This window comes from Corynebacterium sp. MSK073, from assembly GCF_030232085.1.
In the GTDB taxonomy this organism is placed as follows: domain Bacteria; phylum Actinomycetota; class Actinomycetes; order Mycobacteriales; family Mycobacteriaceae; genus Corynebacterium.
The window spans coordinates 82,141-100,083 of record NZ_JASPIY010000010.1 but is presented as its reverse complement, the minus strand read 5'-3'; the positions used below and the strand labels follow the sequence as shown (position 1 = coordinate 100,083).

The following is a 17,943-nucleotide window of genomic DNA, read 5'->3' as shown; positions in this document are numbered from 1 at the left end:
AACCACCAGCAGAAAAGAAATCGCTGCCTAACCACTAGGTAGCTCCACTACGTGTCCACGATTTGCGGGCAACCCCAACTGGTTATTGAGTGTTCGGCGTTCCTTTGGCACGGGTGTTTTCTCGTTGAGGAATGTTTTGAATACCTGACCGAAGTCGTGCAGACGTAGCGTCCACTCCCGTGCCTGTTCGAGTGTGGTGACACGGGTTAGTTTCAGCGCCAGTGCGTAGATGGTTTTGCCGGCGTCGGTGCGCGGCCGTGAGGTGGTGTAGCGGCGGATGACGCGTTGCGCATGGACGAGACAACGCTGAATCATCGCGTTTGGCCAGCAGGCTTTAATCGCGGTGAGTGCGCCTTGTCCGACGTCGATGACGACGCAGAGCGGCTCGGCGATTTTGCGAAGAAGCTGCGTGTATGCGTGGACAGTTTCGTGTTTGGTCCAGTGCCAAGCAATGACGTGGTGGCGTCGATGAAGATCTGCTCGTAGACGCGCTGCGGGGCACCGTCGTTGGGGACGTCGATGAGCCAAAACGGTTCAATCGGCGATCAAGTGTCCAACGACTCACCCTTTGTGGCCCGGCGAGTTCAGACAACGTCACTGTGGAGGTGACATAGGAGATGAAGGCTTTAAAGTCGCAGGCCTGAGTGAGATCGGTGCGGGTTCGTGTCGTGGAGCTGCCGCAGTTCGGGTCTTTGCACCGCCACCTGGTTGTGCCTTTGGATGTGGTTCCGTTTTTCTTCATTTGCCCAGCACATACCGGGCATCGTGGTCTGTTTTTACTCACCCGGAAAGCACACCAGAGAGTGTCTGATGGTTTGTGTGTGGGTACCTAACCTGCATGAGGAGATGGACCAGAATGACTACTGTGGCGAGACGAGATCCGGCTGATAAGGCCAAGATTGATGCGATTGAAAAGAAGCTGCTTGCTAATCCTGACATCGCGAAACTGATTGATGACCTAGGCACGTCCACAACGGATGCCAACGACCTAGTTCGCGGCATGTTACAAGCCTCGATTACCAGGGGACTCAACGCTGAAATGGATGCCCACCTGGGCTACGAGTCTGGCGACAGGAGCGCTAAAGCTGCAGCTAGAACAGACAATTACCGCAACGGGTCGTATCCAAAGACCGTGGATTCTAACTGCGGGCCAGTCACCGTTGATGTCCCTCGGGATCGGGCTGGAACATTCTTTCCGACTATGGTCCCTAAAGGTTCTAGGCGCTTGACTGATCTTGATGACATGATCGTCAGCTTGTATGCCGGTGGGATGACAATTAGGGATATCCAGCATCATATGGCAACGGCGATGCGTGTCGATATTTTCCATGAGACGATTTCTGCGGTTACTGACGCCGTGCTCGATGAGGTTATGGTCTGGCAAAACCGCCAGCTAGACGAGTTCTACCCCGTGGTTTTCCTGGACGCGTTGCGCATTAAAGTCCGCGACGACGGCCGAGTAGTCAACAAATCTGCGTACATGGCAATCGGCGTGGATCTCGACGGTATTAAGCACATTTTAGGATTGTGGATTGCCAAGGAAGAAGGCGCTTCATTCTGGGCGCAGGTATGCGCCAACTTTTCTAACCGTGGGGTCAAGGACGTCTTTATCGTCTGCTGTGACGGGCTGAAAGGCCTGCCAGAGGCAGTTGAGGCAACCTGGCCGAACTCTATGGTGCAAACCTGTATCGTGCACCTGATTCGCGCCGCTAACCGGTGGGTAGCCTACGGGGATCGCCGGGGCGTATCAGCCGCGTTGAAAAAGATTTACACTGCCACGGACGAGCCCACAGCACAGGTTGCTTTAGACGAATTTGAAGCCTCCGAGCTGGGTGAGAAATATCCCCGCTCAGTCAAGGTCTGGCGTGATGCGTGGGCGCGTTTCGTACCGTTTCTGCAGTTCCCACCAGCAGCCAGGAAGGTCATCTATACGACGAATTCCATTGAGTCGTTTAACAACCAATTGCGTAAAGCTACTCGCAACAGGGTGCAGTTCACCAACGATGAATCCGCGCTCAAGACGCTGTGGTTGATGATCTGCAATATTGAAGACAAACGAGCTGTAAAGAGAGCCAAGCAGGGCAAACGAGTCTCAAGAACAGCCGGCAGACTCATGGAAGGAGCCCGAGTTTCTGGCTGGAAACAAGCCATCAACCAGATGGCCGTGGCTTTTCCCGACCGCTTCGACAAATACCTATAAACCTAGCCCCACACACAAACAACTTGACACGCTCGGAAACCTAGAGAGGCCCTAGCAGCACGGGGGATGAGTTTATTAAAGGCCGAAGGCGCCGCCGCTGACGAGGATGAAGGTACCCAGGCCGATCAAGACGATAGGGAACAGCACATGCTCCCAGCGTTCGAGAATCTCCGCGATGGGCGGACGGGTGGCCACGAACTTCGCCAACAGGACCAGGCCCGCCACCAGAATCAGAAAGACAACGCAGTAGATGATAACGGTGGCGGTATCCACGTTGAGAAAAACCGGGACATAGACGCCGATATTGTCGCCACCGTTGGCAAAGGTCACCCCGGCGACGGTCAAGACGCTTACGTTCTTTCCGCTGACTTTCGCGTCATCGTCGTCATCGTCTCCCCGCCAGGCTTGCCAGGCCGCCCACAGCCCCAGGGCCAGGGGGATTAGCCCGAAGTAGGGGATCGCCTCGGTGGGCAGGAAGGCATCCGCCCCTAGGGTGACCAGAATCGTGGCTGCGAGGATGCCCGCGAAACCAAGATACTGCCCGGCCAGGATCCGAAGTGTGGTCCCTGCTTGGCCGGCCCCACGGGCGAAGAACAGCGAGAGCACGATGATGTCGTCGATATTGGTGGCGATAAACAGACCAACCGCCCCCAGGAGACCAGTTACCACTTACCTGTTCCCCTCTCCGGTGGCACACCCGGGCACGTCACATGCCGAGTCAATACACGGGGCATTTTCGTCGGCAGCCAGAGTGGTATCTAGCAGTGAGTTCAACGCTTGGACAAGATGGGCGTCGACGATCTCGTAGCGGGTCTTCCTCCCCTGCGGTTCTGCGACCACAATTCCGCAGTCCCGTAGGCAAGTGAGGTGGTTCGACACATTTGACCGCGTCAGTTCCAGTTCCCGGGCGAGAGCGGCCGGGTAGGCCGGGCCGCCCAGCAGGGTCAGGAGAATACGGGATCGGGTGGGATCGGCCATCGCCCGACCCAATCGGTTCATCACGTCCAAGCGCGAAGCAATAGTCAGCATGTACTGGACTATACAGCGTCTGCTGAACTGTTGCAACGAGGGGCGAACGTCGGCCCGACGGTGATGTGTGGGACACCAGCATCCTTCGGTACTGTCTGTGTCGAATTCGTTCGTCTATGAACAGCAGGCTGCCGCAAGGGTCACTCAGGCGGCCGAGGCCTCTGTTCCGGACAAGGACAAGGAGCAATCCGCGGGGCTGCCCCCACGAGCGTCAAGAAGAAAGCGTAACTGGCCGGCTGTCAGGGACGCCACCGCCTCCCACCCCTGACATATTGCCTTAGGGGTGGCGGTAATTCGACCATCCGCAGCTTAGGCTTGGCCCTTCAGCCAACTCCTGTCGATGACCCGGTGTGCATAGGAGATCATCGCCATGGCGTCGAGAAAATCTTGTCCCTTTTCTTCCGATCCCAGACGTGCGCGATGGGCGCGATCGTTACGAAGGTGTCCGTAGATTCCGTTGAGTAGATGGATGAATCCGAAATGCTCGGCCTCATCTGCTGGGCTGGAGAAATCGTTTATGAATCGTGGCCCAGGGTTATTGCGTGTACCGAACACGTACTGAGTGAGCTTCTCTCCGTCAAGCGCGCAGTCTGCGGGCCGGATACGTTCCATCAGTGACTTTGTCGCTTCGGTTACAGCATGGAACATCGACTGATTAATCAGTTCTTCTTCACAAAATCTCAGCGCCTCGGGATGAGTGCCGCGCAAGACAAGCTTCTCTTTTATCCGCCTGGTCAGGGCGTCGGCGCCGATGACGCCTTCACCTGTAGGGACGATGTGCCCCTCCGCGGTGACGCTGAACCGATAGGTGCGAAGGATTGTGTCGACGTCGGAGATGATCCGTTGACGCTTCTGTGGCCCCTTCAAGAACCGGGCTGGAGCTAGAGCCTCTGAAACAAAACGTGCCAGTGGCCCGCTCGACTCAGCGGATTGTTGCTCGTTCATCAAGGCGTGGTAGGCGATATCAGTCTTGGAGGAAAAACCCTCGAGCACCGTGATACCGGCCGCGGCGAAGACATTATGCATCTCCGTAGCTGAGATTCCCTCCCCTCCTGCCACGAGTGCCTTGCAGAGTGCGCGTGTCAGAGCGGGGTTAGCAACTGGAAGGTTATTTTTAGAAAGCATGCTATGAATTTAGCGAGTGCGTCCCAGCATGTGTCACCGGATAGGGAAGAGTGCGCAGTTTCTGGCACGCTGTTTGAAGTGTCCCAGGTTTTGTTCCGTTTGAGTAGATGGGAAAATCTGGAACATGCCGAGAAAATTTGACCAGGATGCAAAGGACCGAGTGGTCCGTCTTGTAGAGGACCGCATCGTGGCGGAAAATATGTCGATGCACCCCGCGTGCCAGGCAGTAGCCCCAAAGCTGGGGGTTTCATGGCACACGGCTCGTCAATGGACTTAAGCCTGCCCGCCGTGCGGGAAACATCCCAGAACCTGTGCCTGAAAATGTGGCCGCCGAAAACGCGAGGCTGCGCCGTGAAAATCACCAGCTACGCGACACTAATGAGCTGCTGAAGGCCGCGTCAGCTTTTTCGCCTCATGACTCGACCCGAAACGTTAAGAAATGATCCGGTTCATCGATGACTACCGGAGCAGTTTCTCTGTCGAGTTCATTTGTAAGACGTTGAAGAATAACCGGGCTGGTGGGTTTATCACCTCGCGTGGTTATCGCCAGTTCAAGGCCCGTGGATTAAGCGCTCGTCGCCTTCGCGATACTATGTTGGTTGAACGCATTAGTGCTGTTCATAGAGATAATTACGGTGTCTACGGCGTGCGGAAAATGTGGCATGCTCTCCGCCGTGACGGAATCGATATCGGCCGTGAACACGCTACCCGACTGATGCGCCTGGCTGGCGTTTCTGGCAAAGGCAAAGGCGGATCACCAATCACAATCCGAAAAGCTAACGTGCCTGATTTGCGCCCAGATTTGGTCGAGCGTGAATTTAAAGCTCAAGGACCGAATAAGCTGTGGGTGGCCGACATTACCTACGTGCGCACGAAGAAAGGCTTTGTGTAGAACGTGAGCTGCTGTGCGTGGCAGGCCTCGGGTGTTACGTATGGATAACGGCCCGGAGTTCATCAGCCGTGAGCTGGCTAGTTGGGCTGCTAAGCAAGACACTGTCGAGGCGTTCATCCCACTGGGGATGCCATGGCATAACGGGTTTGTGGAGTCCTTCCACAACCGGCTACGCGACGAGCTGTGAGAGGACGAGATGTTCGACGACCCCGCCCATGCGTCGCGTTGCCTGCGACTGTGGTCGAAGCGCTATAATACCTATTATCCTCATTCGAGCCTAGGGTTTATCCCGCCGACTGAGTACGCCAACCAATGGCACCAAACCCAGGAAGGCACTCAAACCGCCCGGTCTTAAAAACCAGCCTGGCCCACCCGCGGACTTGATGATGTCTACCTCACTACCAGTGATGCCCATTTAGGTATCCAGCACGCGATTAGTGACGTGTTACTGAATGCGTCCTGGCAACGATGTCGAACCCATTTCGCCAAAAACCTATCGTCGATGGTGCCCAAGACGCAGTGGCCAACCCTATCGGCGATGTTTCATACGGTACTCCAGCAGCAAGATTCGGAATCGGTGTGGTCCCAAGCCACAGAGGTCGTGGCGTTTTGCCAGCAGAAGTTCCACACGTTGCTAACTACCTGGAAGAAGCCCTCGACGAACTATTGGCGTTTACAAACGCGCTGGCATCAGTGTGGAAGAAAGACTGGCCGAATAATCCCGCTGAACGGCTCAATCGTGAAATCTGGTGACGTACAGATGTCGTCGGCATCTTCCCCAATCTTGACGCTGTGGTGCGCCTTGTCTGTGCGGTCTTGGCTGAACAACATGATGACTGGATTCAGCAAAACCGCTACATGTCGCTAACGAGCCTGGAACAGACCAAAGCGTTGATCACCGTCAACGTCATTGACGCTGACACCTCCAAGGAAGTCGCGTGAACCAGTTAGAGCACCGGGTACGTGCTGACCCCCTGAGCCCATAACACTGCTTGTTTCAACGAAAGGCAGAAACACCACTCAAACAGACTTGACCAGCGGCCTAGCGCCAGCCCATGGTCATGAGCAGGCCAATGAGGGCGAGGCCGAAGCCAATCCCGTAGTTCCAACCGCTGAGCTCCGCCATGAAGGGGATGGATTCACCGGCGAGGTAATTGACCACGAGCCACAGCAGGCCAATGACCATCAGGCCAAGCATGATGGCCACGTACCATTTCGGGGTGCCTTCAGAGTTGATTTTGACCGGGGTGCGGTTTGCCCCAGAAGAGCTCGATACCTGGGTGGCAGAGCTCTGGGTGATCTTTGACTTTGGCATAAGAGACCTTCTCTAGATTTCAGTTCTTATCTCAGTGCTTACTGATGAATTACGATACCAGCAGCTATGGCTGCGGCAGGAGCGCCGAGGCTTCGAATTTCCAGATGCGAACCTCCACGTCCTGATCCTTGCGGATGGTATCGCCGGGATTAGTGGACGCCCAACCGATCTTATTGCTATCGACCAACGCGCCGGTGGGAATTGGCTCGCCCACGCGCAGCTCGCCATCCCAGCCCGCCTGACGCAGGGCATTCTCGGCTTGTCCTTGGTTCTTGTGCATGATCTCTGGTGCCTTCATGAGCATCCCATTGGATACCTCAATGGTGACAGTCTGGCCCTTTTCCAGCTGAGCGCCCTGGTTGGAGACGTTAAGCACGGTGCCTTCCGGCTCTAAGGAATCGACTTCCCGGACATTGACGTCGAAGTCATTGGCTTCGAGGCGGCTGCGCGCATCCTCCTCGTTCAAGCCAGCGACATCAGGAACGCGCTTCTTTTCGATGCCCTTAGACACCGTCACCCGGACCTTTGATCCCTTGGACAATTGGGTACCACCCGCGGGGTTCTGCTGAATTACCTCGCCGGCGGGGGCCTCATCATTGCGCTCAGAAATATCCGAGTTCAGCTCCAAGCCTGCCTCTCCCAAAACCTGCGCGGCCTGATCCAAGTTCATGCCGGTGATATCTGGGACATCGATGATTTCCTTGCCGGAAGAAACGGTCAAGGTCACCGAGGCATTCTTCTGCAATTCCGAACCAGGGGCCGGATTAATGCGAATCGCATTATTGCGATCGATATCGGGGTTAGCTTCCTCGTTCACGGTGACGAGAAGTCCCAAGTCCTCGAGCTCCTTGACCACTTCATTGCGCGGGCGGTTTTCTACCTCCGGCACGATGACGCTATTGTGCTCCGCCACCTCGGTTTGGTTTCGACCGTTCCGGTTATCGTCATCGTCGCTACTCCAGAAATCCCAGGCAAAATAGCCCAAGATGGCGATCAACAGCGCGACGAGAAGCAGCGCGAGCCACTTCATCCAGCCGCCGCTTTCGTCCTCTTCGGTAGGACGCGTCGATTCGATCGGTGCCCGGTGGGACGCAGCCGCAGGGGCAGTAGAAGTGGCCGGTGCGGGCATCGCCGTCGTGGCATCATCTTCGTTTACGTGCATGCGAGCAGCATTGGTGACCTGGCCACCCCGCAGGCGGTCCAAATCGCCGGCCATCTCCCAGGCGGACTGGTAGCGGTCCGCGGGGTGCTTGGCCATCGCGGTCAGTACCACCGCATCGATATTGACCCGCTGGGTGGGGGTCAACGAGGGATCATCGATAAGCTCCGAAGGCGGGGTCGGTTCCTCCTGCACGTGCTGGTAGGCCACGGCAAAGGGGGTTTCGCCTTCGAATGGGGTGCGGCCGGTGAGCACCTCGTACATGACGCAGCCCAGCGCATAGACATCGGAACGCGCATCGGCGTGTTTGCCGCGCGCCTGCTCCGGGGAGAGGTACTGAGCGGTACCGATAACGGCAGAAGTCTGGGTCATCGCTGAAGTTGAATCGTCCAATGCACGAGCGATGCCAAAGTCCATCACCTTCACCTGGCCGGTGTTGGTGAGCATGATATTCGCCGGTTTGATATCGCGGTGAATGATTCCCGCCTCATGGGATGCCTGCAGAGCCTCAGCAACCGGCTTGAGGATTTCCGCCGCCTCTTGGGCGGGCAGCGGGCCATCTTCGCGAATAATATCGCGCAGCGTGGCCCCGTTGACCCTTTCCATGACGATATATGGGATGGTCATGCCATCCATCTCGGTCTCACCGGTGTCATACACCGCCACGATATTGGGATGGTTTAATTTGCCTGAGTTCTGTGCCTCGCGGTAGAAGCGCTCGCGGAAGTTGATATCGCGAGCCATCTCCGTGCGCAGCATTTTTACCGCTACTTGCCGGCCTAAAGTGGTGTCTTCTGCGGCAAATACCTCGGACATGCCGCCGGAGCCGATGATCTCACCGAGCCGGTACCGGTCATTGACCATGGCTTAGTCACCATCCTGTCTTAATAAATCAGATAAATCCCCAGGAAGTTCATCGGGCTGTGAGTTTACTGTGTTTTTCTGCTCAGGTGTATTTTCGACGTGCGTCTCCTGCGGCTGGCGCTGCTGGGGCTGACGCTGCTGCGTCGGAGCATTCGGACGCTGCTGGTTTCGCGTCGGAGCCTGCTGGTTCGGGGTCTGCTGCTGCCGGCGATTATCACGCGGCGCCTGATTGCCTTCCTGATCCGTGGGTTCTGTCTCCGTTACCGTCACTTCTTGCGGCGTCTCGTTCGTACCTTCGTCCTCTTCCAGGGTTTCTACCTGCGTGGTTGTGGGATCCCGGTATTCGGTGACCACGGAAGTTTCCTGGGTAGACGAAGGCTCGCTGTCGCCACCCTCGCTACTCATGAGGTTCATGATGGCGTAGCCGGCCGCGGCAAGCAGGGCGATGGCCGCGACGATACCCAGACCCTTGAGGAAAGACTTCCCGCCCTTCGAATCATTGACCGGAGCTGGTGCTGCCTTGCGTTGCGGCGCGGAAGCACTCGCCGCCGTCCCCGCCGCCGGATGAATGGTGGTGGGCTGGGCGACATCGGCAAGCATCTCGGTCGACGCCGAAGGCGAAGGCTCTGGGGCCTGCTGGTGGGGCGGAATGGACTTGGGCTGCGGCGGGCGCTTGCCCAGGCGCACATCGGATACCGCGACCGTGAACTCATTGCCATCGGCATAGCGGGTATTGGGATCCTTGCGCAGAGCGATGCGGATGAGCTCGCGCGCCGGGGCACTGATCGTGGTCGACAGCGGTTCAGGCTCTTGGTTGATGTGGGCAAGAGCAATGGACACGGAGGAATCGCCCGAAAAGGGGCGCTTGCCGCCGAGCATCTCGTAGCCTACGACGCCGAGCGAATAGATATCCGAGGCAGGGGTGACCTCCTTGCCCTGCGCTTGCTCAGGCGAAACGTACTGGGCGGTACCTACCACCATGCCGGTGCGCGTGAGCGGTACCGAGGCAGCCGCCTTGGCGATGCCAAAGTCCGTGATCTTTACCTGCCCATTCTGGGTAATCATCAGGTTGCCGGGCTTAATATCGCGGTGCACCAAGCCCATCCGGTGGATAATGGATAGGCCATGGCCCGCCTGCTCAAGCACGTCCAGCGCGAGTTCTTCTTGCAAGGTGTTCTCGCGCGCGAGCAGATCCGCGAGGGATTCGCCCCGCACGTATTCCAAGGCCATGAAGCAGAACTTGCGGCCATTATCTTCCAGCTCGCGGTAGTCATACGTGGCCACCACGTTATCGGACTGGATAGATTCAGCGGATTCCGCTTCATTGCGGAAGCGGGAGAGGAATTCCTGGTTATCAGAAAACTCCGGCCGCAAAACCTTGATGGCTACTTCGCGGTCATTACGAGTGTCATCGGCAAGCCACACCGTGGACATGCCACCGTGGCCAATGATCCACTGCAGTTCGTAGTCGCTGCCGATGAGTTCCTGGAGATGGTCTTTGTTCTCGGTATTCTTCATTACTGTTCCCCCTGGTATGCGCTCAGGATGGCACGACCAATTGGGCCAGAGACTCTGCCGCCCGTTGCGGATTCGCCCAAGTTACCGCCGTTCTTGACGACGACCCCGACGGCAATATCGCGGTCCGGATCAAAGGCCACGTACCACACGTGCGGAGCCAAGCCTTCGCCGTGCTCGGCGGTACCGGTCTTGGATGCGAAGCCATTGCCGTCGTAGCCCCACGAAGAACGCTCGGAGGCAAACATCAAGTCCTTAATGGTCGATGCAGTCTCTTCCGTGACGGCCTCGTCGGCCTTCTTGGGCTTCGTAGTGCGGATTTCCTTCATCTGGGCATCGGTAATGCGATTGACTAGGTAAGGCTCCATGCGCGTGCCCTTATTGGCCACGGTGCCGGCCATGACTGCCGCCTGCAACGCGCTCATGGTGACATCGCGCTGGCCGATGGCCGATTGCGCCGTCGCCGCACCATCCGGAAGGTCACCCAAGGTACCCGCGGAAGAAGAGACACCCAAGTCGTACTTCTTGCCGATGCCGAAAGCCTCCGCGTACTTGCGCAGCTCATCCGCGCCGATCTGCTCAGACATCTGCACAAATGCGGTATTACACGAGAGTGCGAAGGCGGTCTGCAGAGTCACGGAATCCTGACCGTTGCACTTTTCATTGCCGTAGTTCGTCAGCTCCGTGACGGTATCCGGCAAGGTAATCACGTTGGAACCGGTGAGGCTCGACGAAGGGTTGTATCCATTATTCAATCCGGCTGCAGTCGTAATGATCTTGAAAATAGATCCCGGTGGCAAGGTATCCGCCGCTGCGTGATTGACCAGTGGCTGACCGGCCTGTTCCTGCAAACCTGTCCAGGCCTCATCAGCGGACTCGCCCACCAGTGAATTAGGGTTAAAGCCTGGGTTGGAGGCCATGGCCAAGATCTTGCCCGTCGACGGCTGGATGGCCACAGCCGAACCTTCGTATCCGGGACCCGCCAACTGGTCATACGCGGCCTGCTGCAATGCCGGATCGATGGTGACTTCTACATTGGCTCCCTTGGTGGGCTTATTCGCGATGGTATCGAGCCAATGCTGCTTGAACAGGGAATCATCCGTGCCATTGAGAATTTCATTTTGCGAAGATTCCAATTCCGAAGCACCAAATTGGCTGGACAAGTAGCCAGTGATATTGCCAAAAGCGGGCGAATCGATGGGATAAGACCGGGAGTAGGTCTCATCAGGATTTTCCGTGGATTGCGCCAGCACCGTATTCCCGGAATAGATCTGGCCGCGCGGGGTGTTCTGCAGCTCAATAAACCCGCGCGAGTTCTTAGCATTATGCGCGTATTTATCGTCCGAAAATGCCTGAATGACCGTCAGGTTCACCAACAGAACCGCGGTCAAGATGATGGCAAATAGGGATACTAGGCGGATGGATTTGTTCATCGGTAAGCCTCCTGAACCGACGGGAACATGGAGGTGTCACTCGGAGCATTGCTCGAGTTCTCCTGCATGGGTCGGCGAGCTGCGTTAGAGATCCGCAGCAAAATCGCCAACAGTACATAATTAGCCATGAGAGAGGAACCACCGGCGGACATGAAAGGAGTGGTCAAGCCGGTCATCGGCAGCAGGGCGGAAATGCCACCGGTGACGACGAAGACCTGTACCGCCAAAGTAAGAGAAAGGCCTGAAGCGACCAGTTTGCCGTACGTATCGCGGGTACGCAACGCGGTATTGAATCCGCGGGTCACCAACATGCCAAAGAGGATCAAAACGGCAGCTAGACCAATCAACCCCAATTCCTCACCGATGGCGGCGAGGATGAAATCTGAGTGTGCCACCGGCACCAATTCGGGGTGTCCTTGGCCCAAGCCGCTGCCGGAAATGCCGCCGGATGATAAGCCAAAGAGGGACTGGGACAGTTGGAAGCCAGTGACATCATAATTTGCTAGCGGATCCAAGAAGTTGGAGAAACGCTGCTGGATCTTTTCAGAAACTTGGTAAATGCCAAAGCCGCCGATACCGACGAGGATGAGGCCGATAAATAGCCAACTGACCCGGCCGGTAGCCATAAATAGCATGCCCAGCACCGTGCTGAAGAGCAGCAGCGCCGGACCAAAGTCATTGGAAATTCCCATGATGATGATGGCGATGGCCCACACGATGAGAATGGGGGCGAGGTCGCGCAAGCGGGGCAGGGAAATCCCTAGGAAGCGATACCCAGCCACAGTAAAGAGGGACCGCTTCTGCGTCAGCAGCATGGCAAAGAATAAGATCAGCATGATCTTGGAGAACTCACCCGGCTGGATGGAAAAGGGCCCGAAATTCAGCCAAATGCGAGCTTCAACGTCATCAGGTTGTGGCCACACCAACGGCAGCGCCAACAGTACGAGGCCAGCCGCGCCCAAGATATAGGAATAGCGGGTGAGTGACCGATGGTCCTTGACAACCGCCAGGACCAGCACAAAGAGCACGAGGCCAACGACGGTCCACATGACCTGGCGGACCGCGAGACCCCGATCATTGACCAAATCCAGGCGGGCCAAAACGATAAGCCCAATGCCATTAAGGATGGCAACGATAGGCAACATGATCTGGTCCGCGTAGGGCGCCAAGAAGCACATTGCCAAGTGGGCAATGGTAAAGACACCAATGAATCCACCGATGAGGTAGATCAGGTCCGTCGTGAGCGCATTATCTTGCGACAGCTCCAAACTGACCAAGGTAATGGCAAAGACAGCCGCGGCGAGAATAAGGAGGCCGAGTTCGATTCTTCGGCTAAAAAACTTCTGCATCAGCTACACCTCCCTACAAGTGACCCCAGGTTTGTTTTCCTTGGTGTCTTTATTATCTTTTTGGCTCGGCGCAGTGATACATGGCTTGAGTGCCTTTTCACCCAGGTCATTAATCTGATCCTGAACCTCGCTCAGATCACCGGCGGAAATGTGGTTGACCGCGCCGCGCTCAGACTCGGGCAGGTCAGAGACCTTCAGCGGGGTGAAGTCTCCCTTGCACTTCTGTGCAGAAAACAGCAAGGAGTTCTTGTCATTAATGCACACGTATTGGTGCGTGGAGCTTAAATCCTTGCCAAATACGGAATAATCCGCGCCCTTCAGGATGGTGATTTCCTGGGCATCGTTGGTCTCGGCGTAGTAATTATTGGACAAGAAGTTCTTGACCCACAGCCCCGCGCCGATAACGAGCGCCAAGATGATGATGAGCGCGATGAGGACCTTCCACCCGACTTTTCGTCGAGAAGGCTCGTCCTCTGCCTCTTCTTCATCGGAGTCCTTAGCCGCATTGTCTTCATCGGCCATGACGGCCGGCGGAATCACCTGGGGTTTACGGGTGAGTTTGGCGGCGCGTGATGCAGAAGAATCCGGGTGCGTGGGTTCTTCTACCGAACCTGCCAACGCACCGACGCGGAATGGTTCGTGGGTGGCGGGTTTTTCTTCCGTAACCTCACCGATGACGACCGTGACATTGTCCGGTCCGCCCGAACGTATGGCGAGATCCACGAGGGTGGAGCCCGCTTGTTCGATGCTTCCCTGGCCAAGGGCAGTCTCAATCGTGGAAGCCGTAACCGGGTCCGAAAGCCCATCCGAGCACAGCAGGATGCGGTCTCCCGCCTTGGCTTCGAACGTGAAGAGCGTCGGCTCCACCGCACGGCCGGTATAGGCCTTCAAGATGAGGGACTTTTGTGGGTGGGAAGAAACATCTTCTGCAGCCAGCTCGCCCTTATCCACCAAGGACTGCACATAGGTATCGTCCTTGGTGATTTGCTCGAGCTTGCCATCGCGCAGCAAATAAGCGCGCGAATCGCCCACATGGCAAACACCAAAGGTGGTGCCATTGAACAGCATCGTGGACAGCGTCGTGCCCATACCTTCGGTCTCAGGGTGGGCGGTGACGTGCTCGCTGATGGCTTCATTGGCGTCATCGGCAGCAGCTGCAAGGAGTGCCTCCGTGTCCTCCTTACCCGGATCCTGATCTAGGATTTCGAGGTGGTTGACCATGAGTTGGGAGGCGACCTCACCTGCGGCATGTCCGCCCATGCCATCGGCCAAAATCAGCAGGTGGGATCCGGCGTATCCGGAGTCCTCATTATTTCCGCGGATAAGCCCGCGGTCCGACTTGGCAAAAAAGTTTAGCTTCAGTGTCATGCGTTCAACCTCACGGTAGTGCGGCCTAGCTTAATTTCGGAGTTCGCGCCGACTACCTCAGGTTGGTCGATGCGCACACCATTGACGAGGGTTCCGTTGCGAGATTCCAAATCCTCCACTACCCACTCGCTGCCGCGGCGAAATAGGCGTGCATGATGGCCGGAGGAGTAATCATCCCCAGTGACAAAATCACAGTCGGCGGCACGTCCCAAGGTACATTCCTCGAGCGTGCCCAAATCCATGTGGGATCCCTGCAAGGGGCCCTCCACAATAGAAAGCTGCTTTACCGCAGCGTGACTGCGCGGGGACGCACCCATTTTTGACGACTGTGGCATAGCACCTGCGGATTTATTGGTATCCCGCCGCATGGCATTCAAGGCCACCAGGACAAATACCCACAAAAGAGCCAATAAGCCGATGCGAAGCGCCAGCATGATGACTGCATCCATGGCGGCCTCCCTTCCTCAGTGTGAATTAGTAACTATGCGAATCAAGGCCCGTAATGCGGACCTCGACGTGGGAATGGCCCATGGTGATCACGTCGCCATCGGCAAGCAGCCAGTTATCAATAGGAGTGTCATTGACCGTGGTGCCATTGGTGGACTGCAAATCCACCAATACGGCATCTTCACCGTTCCACGTGATTTCCGCGTGCTGGCGGGACACGCCCGTATCCGGCAGGCGCAAATCCGCATCATTGCTGCGGCCAATAATATTTGACCCTTCCTGCACGTGGTAGACGCGGGAAGAGCCATCCTGCAACATCAAATTGACTGCGGGGCCCTGCGTTTGCGGCGCGGGTTGGTCATCTTGCGCAATGAAAGCGGTAGTAGCTGCGTCATCCGCATTATTTTCGTGCGGGTTGGTCATCTGGTCCTCCTGACCATCAAAGTCGTGGAAAATCGCCTCGAAACCGGTCTCTTCTGTGGGCTCGTGATCTATAAACGAGGACACACGAAGCTGGCCCGTGCGCAGGCCCGATTCCTCCGCTATCCGCACAATGACGGGACCAGCGAGGGACCATCCGTTATTGCGGATAAAGCGAGATAATTGGTCTGCGCAATCGGCAGGCAAATCGGGGTCTTGCGACAAGTTCTCCAAATCCTTGGAGGAGACACCTACAGTCATGACATTGGGACTATAGAGTTTGTCATCGTCCCCGTGGCCGAGATTGTCCTGGGCTTCTTGCTTCAAAAGCTCATCAATCTCTGCAGGAACGACCTTGCCGCCGAAGACAAAAGCCATGCCGTTATCAAGGCCGCGTTGCATAGCGGAATCGAGCTTCGCCAGCCTTTCTAAAAACGCCACGAATTTTGCTCCTTTCCGCTATACAGCGATCAGTAGTGATCAGTAGTAGCCATTATAGTTTGTATACCCCTTTCAAACGTAGACGGCGGCGCGAAAGTTCCTAGTTTTTCGCCATTAAATGCGCAAAATAATCCGCTTTTCCTGCTGATTTGTAATTGCACGTGCTTCCTGTGCTATCTTTATCTAGTCGCACTGACAACCACACCCTGCCCGGGTGGCGGAATTGGCAGACGCGCTGGCTTCAGGTGCCAGTGTTCGATAAGGACGTGCGGGTTCAAGTCCCGCCCCGGGCACAATGAGCAGTTGAACAAACTGCGAGACCGGAGGTAACAAACTCGAAAGGGTTCGTGACCTTCGGTTTCTTTGTTTTTCTGAACTTTGGCGGTTGAGGATTGCAAGTGTGGGAATTTACATCCTAACTCCCGCTCTCTTCTGTTGAACTCTTGTTTTCGATGGTGTCAACAAGTCATTTTGCTTGTTATTTTGATCTGACGTTCTGGCTTTAGCTCCCGCTTCGGGGCAATTGGAATCCTCCAACTGAGATGTTTTCCTTGGGCTGTTGGAGGATTTCCTAGTTGTTGAACCCCAATTTAAGAATTAAACGACTGGGCTGACGCGGAACAGGTTTCCATCAGGGTCGGCAACTACGAAGGTGCGGCCGAAGACGTCATCGTCGGGTGGCTGCACAATTTGGACTCCTTTTGATTGGTGCTGTTGCAAAGTTGGGCGGAGAGCAGCGAAGACTCAGTTTCTCATTCCCTGACGGCCGCTGCGTGTGGGCGTTGTTAGGCCGTCTCGAAGACCTGGTTGACGATCACCGCGTCCGGGTTCGGTTGCCCGTAGGCAAACATCGTGCCTTGCCCTTTCCGCAATGAGTGCATCGCCTCCATCCCTTTCAACGTCCGATATGCAGATGTCCGGTTCTTAAACGTACCTTTCGGCCCGAGGATCCGCTTCAGTCGACCATGGTCGCCTTCTAGGATGTTGTTGAGGTATTTCACCTGTCGGTGTTCCACTGTTGGCGGGCAGGTTCCCCCTGACTTCAACTCGGCGATTGCCCTGGCTAGGGAGGATGCTTTATCGGTGTTGATCACTCTGGGATACCCGGCTGACGCATTGGATCTGACGGCCTTGGCCAGAAAACGTTTCGCTGCGGCCACGTTCTGCTTCGGAGAGAGGTAAAAGTCCAGGGTCTGGCCACCGGCGGTGATCGCCCGATAGAGGTAGCACCACCTGCCGCCGATCCGGATATAGGTCTCATCCACCCGCCAGGAACTGGCCTGCCAGTCAGGTACCTGCCGGTACCACCGTGTTTGCTTGTCCAGCTCAGGGGCGTATTTCTGGACCCAGCGGTAGATCCTGGTGTGATCAACCGGCACGCCCCGCTCGGTCATCATTTCCTCCAGATCGCGGTAGCTCACCCCGTAGCGGCAGTACCACCGCACTGCCCACAGAATAATGTCACGGGGGAAATGACGACCCGAGAAAATACCCATGGCTGTGATTAGTTCACGTCGCCCTTCCTACTGCCCCAACTTTGCAACAGCACCCAAAGCCCTGGAATGAACTCCTGTCACCAGGGTCATTCCAGGGCATATTTCCCTGACTAAGAGAAGCAGTGACACAGAAGGTCTACCTCAGCGTGGGCCCTGTGGGCGTGCAGGTTCCGTGTGTGGCTGGTGTGCTGCGGCATGGTCGGCAGCGATTGATGACCGACTCTGGAGCGGGTGCCTTGTCTGGTCTCGCGGTTCAGGGTGGGTGGACTATTCGGCGGGTTGGATCTCGCTCTCGGTGACCCACTTGTGGTTGGTCATCGTCATCCCGTCGACGGTGAGATCAACCATGTAGACCGTCTCCTCGGTGGAGTAATCGATGGTGGCCTCAGCACCCTTCATGCCGGACATGTGCTCGGCATCCAGGACAACGCTCGCCCCGTCGGGCAGGGGGGCCTGACCCGGATCGACGAGCTCCTCATGGACGACCCAGCGGTGGTCGGTAACCGGGGCCCCACCCTCGGCGGGGGTGTAGCTGACCGAATAGGTCGTGGTGTCAAACGCCCCGGAAATGGTGGCGGTGGCCCCGTCCATGCCGGGCATGTGGTCAGCGGTGAGGATGACCTCGGTGCCCACCGGGTACGTGGGATCCTCGGCCTCTTCAATGCCTGCCGGCGGTGCCCCGCCGTCGGCAGGGTGGTCGTGCCCGCCGTGCTCTTCGTCGGCAGTGGTGGTGTCTTCCTGGTGGGTCTCGTTGGTCTCTGCGGTTGCCGTCGTGGTGCTGGTGGTGTCGGCATCGTCGGAGTTGTCGGTGGCGTCGCTGCAGGCGGTCAGCGCCAGGGTGGAGGTCAGTACCAAGGCGGCGAGGGTAATGCTGCGTTTCATGAGCGTTC

The 17,943-nt window shown here is 56.8% G+C and carries 18 protein-coding genes, 1 tRNA gene and 3 pseudogenes; 7 read left to right on the top strand and 15 right to left on the bottom strand.

Translation table 11 applies throughout. The features are described 5' to 3' along the window. Positions 1 to 78 precede the first annotated feature (78 nt). Positions 79 to 784: pseudogene (locus QP970_RS08255) on the bottom strand (transposase-like zinc-binding domain-containing protein); the annotation flags it as partial. Between the two features lie 72 nt (positions 785 to 856). Between QP970_RS08255 and QP970_RS08250 the strand changes: the two are divergent. Beyond that, a complete protein-coding gene (locus tag QP970_RS08250) occupies positions 857 to 2,200 on the top strand; it encodes an IS256 family transposase (RefSeq protein WP_023024702.1) in 1,344 nt (447 codons plus the stop codon). Positions 2,201 to 2,275: 75 nt separating this feature from the next. Here the strand turns inward: QP970_RS08250 and QP970_RS08245 are convergent, their stop codons facing one another. The 3 genes from QP970_RS08245 to QP970_RS08235 all read right to left on the bottom strand — a co-directional run bounded on the left by QP970_RS08245 (position 2,276) and on the right by QP970_RS08235 (position 4,354). Further along, positions 2,276 to 2,869 carry a cadmium resistance transporter gene (locus QP970_RS08245; protein ID WP_239269705.1) on the bottom strand — a complete coding sequence of 198 codons (594 nt, stop codon included), beginning with the start codon at positions 2,867 to 2,869 and terminating at the stop codon, positions 2,276 to 2,278. Beyond that, a complete protein-coding gene (gene cmtR, locus QP970_RS08240; RefSeq protein WP_023024707.1) occupies positions 2,870 to 3,229 on the bottom strand; it encodes a Cd(II)/Pb(II)-sensing metalloregulatory transcriptional regulator CmtR in 360 nt (119 codons plus the stop codon). 309 nt (positions 3,230 to 3,538) lie between these two features. After that, a complete protein-coding gene (locus QP970_RS08235) occupies positions 3,539 to 4,354 on the bottom strand; it encodes a TIGR02391 family protein (protein ID WP_239269704.1) in 816 nt (271 codons plus the stop codon). A 78-nt stretch (positions 4,355 to 4,432) separates the two neighbouring features. Between QP970_RS08235 and QP970_RS08230 the strand changes: the two are divergent. The 5 genes and pseudogenes from QP970_RS08230 to QP970_RS11760 all read left to right on the top strand — a co-directional run bounded on the left by QP970_RS08230 (position 4,433) and on the right by QP970_RS11760 (position 6,188). Further along, positions 4,433 to 4,631, top strand: a pseudogene (locus QP970_RS08230) (hypothetical protein). A gap of 162 nt (positions 4,632 to 4,793) precedes the next feature. Continuing rightward, positions 4,794 to 5,246, top strand: coding sequence for an IS3 family transposase (locus QP970_RS08225; protein WP_239269703.1), 453 nt, complete (start codon positions 4,794 to 4,796; stop codon positions 5,244 to 5,246). A gap of 40 nt (positions 5,247 to 5,286) precedes the next feature. Beyond that, the gene (locus QP970_RS08220; RefSeq protein ID WP_239269702.1) at positions 5,287 to 5,433 is read left to right on the top strand and encodes an integrase core domain-containing protein; all 147 of its coding nucleotides are present in this window, start codon (positions 5,287 to 5,289) and stop codon (positions 5,431 to 5,433) included. Between the two features lie 234 nt (positions 5,434 to 5,667). Then, positions 5,668 to 5,874: pseudogene (locus tag QP970_RS11765) on the top strand (transposase); the annotation flags it as partial. 188 nt (positions 5,875 to 6,062) lie between these two features. After that, positions 6,063 to 6,188 carry a hypothetical protein gene (locus QP970_RS11760; protein WP_441303173.1) on the top strand — a complete coding sequence of 42 codons (126 nt, stop codon included), beginning with the start codon at positions 6,063 to 6,065 and terminating at the stop codon, positions 6,186 to 6,188. A 100-nt stretch (positions 6,189 to 6,288) separates the two neighbouring features. Here QP970_RS11760 and crgA read toward each other — a convergent pair whose 3' ends face one another. The 8 genes from crgA to QP970_RS08175 form a co-directional block, all read right to left on the bottom strand. Beyond that, complete coding sequence (crgA, locus tag QP970_RS08210; protein ID WP_023024716.1) at positions 6,289 to 6,561, bottom strand: cell division protein CrgA; 273 nt, start codon at positions 6,559 to 6,561, stop codon at positions 6,289 to 6,291. Between the two features lie 64 nt (positions 6,562 to 6,625). Further along, entirely contained in the window at positions 6,626 to 8,584 is a 1,959-nt protein-coding gene (gene pknB / locus QP970_RS08205) for a Stk1 family PASTA domain-containing Ser/Thr kinase (protein ID WP_023024718.1), read from the bottom strand. 3 nt (positions 8,585 to 8,587) lie between these two features. Continuing rightward, on the bottom strand, positions 8,588 to 10,102 hold the full coding sequence (locus tag QP970_RS08200) for a serine/threonine-protein kinase (protein WP_239269700.1): 1,515 nt from the start codon (positions 10,100 to 10,102) through the stop codon (positions 8,588 to 8,590). After that, complete coding sequence (locus QP970_RS08195; RefSeq protein WP_239269699.1) at positions 10,102 to 11,532, bottom strand: peptidoglycan D,D-transpeptidase FtsI family protein; 1,431 nt, start codon at positions 11,530 to 11,532, stop codon at positions 10,102 to 10,104. Before QP970_RS08195 ends, QP970_RS08200 begins: the two co-directional genes overlap by 1 nt. After that, complete coding sequence (locus tag QP970_RS08190; protein ID WP_239269698.1) at positions 11,529 to 12,881, bottom strand: FtsW/RodA/SpoVE family cell cycle protein; 1,353 nt, start codon at positions 12,879 to 12,881, stop codon at positions 11,529 to 11,531. The genes QP970_RS08195 and QP970_RS08190 overlap by 4 nt, the downstream gene beginning before the upstream one ends. Before the next feature lie 3 nt (positions 12,882 to 12,884). Further along, positions 12,885 to 14,249 carry a PP2C family protein-serine/threonine phosphatase gene (locus QP970_RS08185; RefSeq protein ID WP_237801249.1) on the bottom strand — a complete coding sequence of 455 codons (1,365 nt, stop codon included), beginning with the start codon at positions 14,247 to 14,249 and terminating at the stop codon, positions 12,885 to 12,887. Beyond that, positions 14,246 to 14,698, bottom strand: coding sequence for an FHA domain-containing protein FhaB/FipA (locus QP970_RS08180; RefSeq protein ID WP_239269696.1), 453 nt, complete (start codon positions 14,696 to 14,698; stop codon positions 14,246 to 14,248). Before QP970_RS08180 ends, QP970_RS08185 begins: the two co-directional genes overlap by 4 nt. Positions 14,699 to 14,723: 25 nt before the next feature. Continuing rightward, positions 14,724 to 15,557: an FHA domain-containing protein gene (locus QP970_RS08175; RefSeq protein WP_005276103.1), complete on the bottom strand. Its 834-nt coding sequence runs from the start codon at positions 15,555 to 15,557 to the stop codon at positions 14,724 to 14,726. A gap of 208 nt (positions 15,558 to 15,765) precedes the next feature. Between QP970_RS08175 and QP970_RS08170 the strand changes: the two genes are divergently transcribed. Then, positions 15,766 to 15,850: transfer RNA gene (locus tag QP970_RS08170), tRNA-Leu, on the top strand. Between the two features lie 304 nt (positions 15,851 to 16,154). Here QP970_RS08170 and QP970_RS08165 read toward each other — a convergent pair. The 3 genes from QP970_RS08165 to QP970_RS08155 form a co-directional block, all read right to left on the bottom strand. After that, on the bottom strand, positions 16,155 to 16,277 hold the full coding sequence (locus QP970_RS08165; RefSeq protein WP_005276107.1) for a VOC family protein: 123 nt from the start codon (positions 16,275 to 16,277) through the stop codon (positions 16,155 to 16,157). Between the two features lie 65 nt (positions 16,278 to 16,342). Then, complete coding sequence (locus QP970_RS08160; protein WP_284869849.1) at positions 16,343 to 17,053, bottom strand: IS6 family transposase; 711 nt, start codon at positions 17,051 to 17,053, stop codon at positions 16,343 to 16,345. Positions 17,054 to 17,320: 267 nt separating this feature from the next. After that, positions 17,321 to 17,935 carry a YdhK family protein gene (locus QP970_RS08155; protein WP_005276111.1) on the bottom strand — a complete coding sequence of 205 codons (615 nt, stop codon included), beginning with the start codon at positions 17,933 to 17,935 and terminating at the stop codon, positions 17,321 to 17,323. Between the last annotated feature and the right edge of the window lie 8 nt (positions 17,936 to 17,943).

Coding starts and splice junctions, on each gene's coding strand:
- QP970_RS08250 (WP_023024702.1), top strand. CDS start 857: ATGACTACTGTGGCGAGACGAGATCCGGCTGATAAGGCCAAGATTGAT.
- cmtR (WP_023024707.1), bottom strand. CDS start 3,229: ATGCTGACTATTGCTTCGCGCTTGGACGTGATGAACCGATTGGGTCGG.
- QP970_RS08235 (WP_239269704.1), bottom strand. CDS start 4,354: ATGCTTTCTAAAAATAACCTTCCAGTTGCTAACCCCGCTCTGACACGC.
- QP970_RS08225 (WP_239269703.1), top strand. CDS start 4,794: ATGATCCGGTTCATCGATGACTACCGGAGCAGTTTCTCTGTCGAGTTC.
- QP970_RS08220 (WP_239269702.1), top strand. CDS start 5,287: ATGGATAACGGCCCGGAGTTCATCAGCCGTGAGCTGGCTAGTTGGGCT.
- crgA (WP_023024716.1), bottom strand. CDS start 6,561: ATGCCAAAGTCAAAGATCACCCAGAGCTCTGCCACCCAGGTATCGAGC.
- pknB (WP_023024718.1), bottom strand. CDS start 8,584: ATGGTCAATGACCGGTACCGGCTCGGTGAGATCATCGGCTCCGGCGGC.
- QP970_RS08200 (WP_239269700.1), bottom strand. CDS start 10,102: ATGAAGAATACCGAGAACAAAGACCATCTCCAGGAACTCATCGGCAGC.
- QP970_RS08195 (WP_239269699.1), bottom strand. CDS start 11,532: ATGAACAAATCCATCCGCCTAGTATCCCTATTTGCCATCATCTTGACC.
- QP970_RS08190 (WP_239269698.1), bottom strand. CDS start 12,881: ATGCAGAAGTTTTTTAGCCGAAGAATCGAACTCGGCCTCCTTATTCTC.
- QP970_RS08185 (WP_237801249.1), bottom strand. CDS start 14,249: ATGACACTGAAGCTAAACTTTTTTGCCAAGTCGGACCGCGGGCTTATC.
- QP970_RS08180 (WP_239269696.1), bottom strand. CDS start 14,698: ATGGATGCAGTCATCATGCTGGCGCTTCGCATCGGCTTATTGGCTCTT.
- QP970_RS08160 (WP_284869849.1), bottom strand. CDS start 17,053: ATGGGTATTTTCTCGGGTCGTCATTTCCCCCGTGACATTATTCTGTGG.
- QP970_RS08155 (WP_005276111.1), bottom strand. CDS start 17,935: ATGAAACGCAGCATTACCCTCGCCGCCTTGGTACTGACCTCCACCCTG.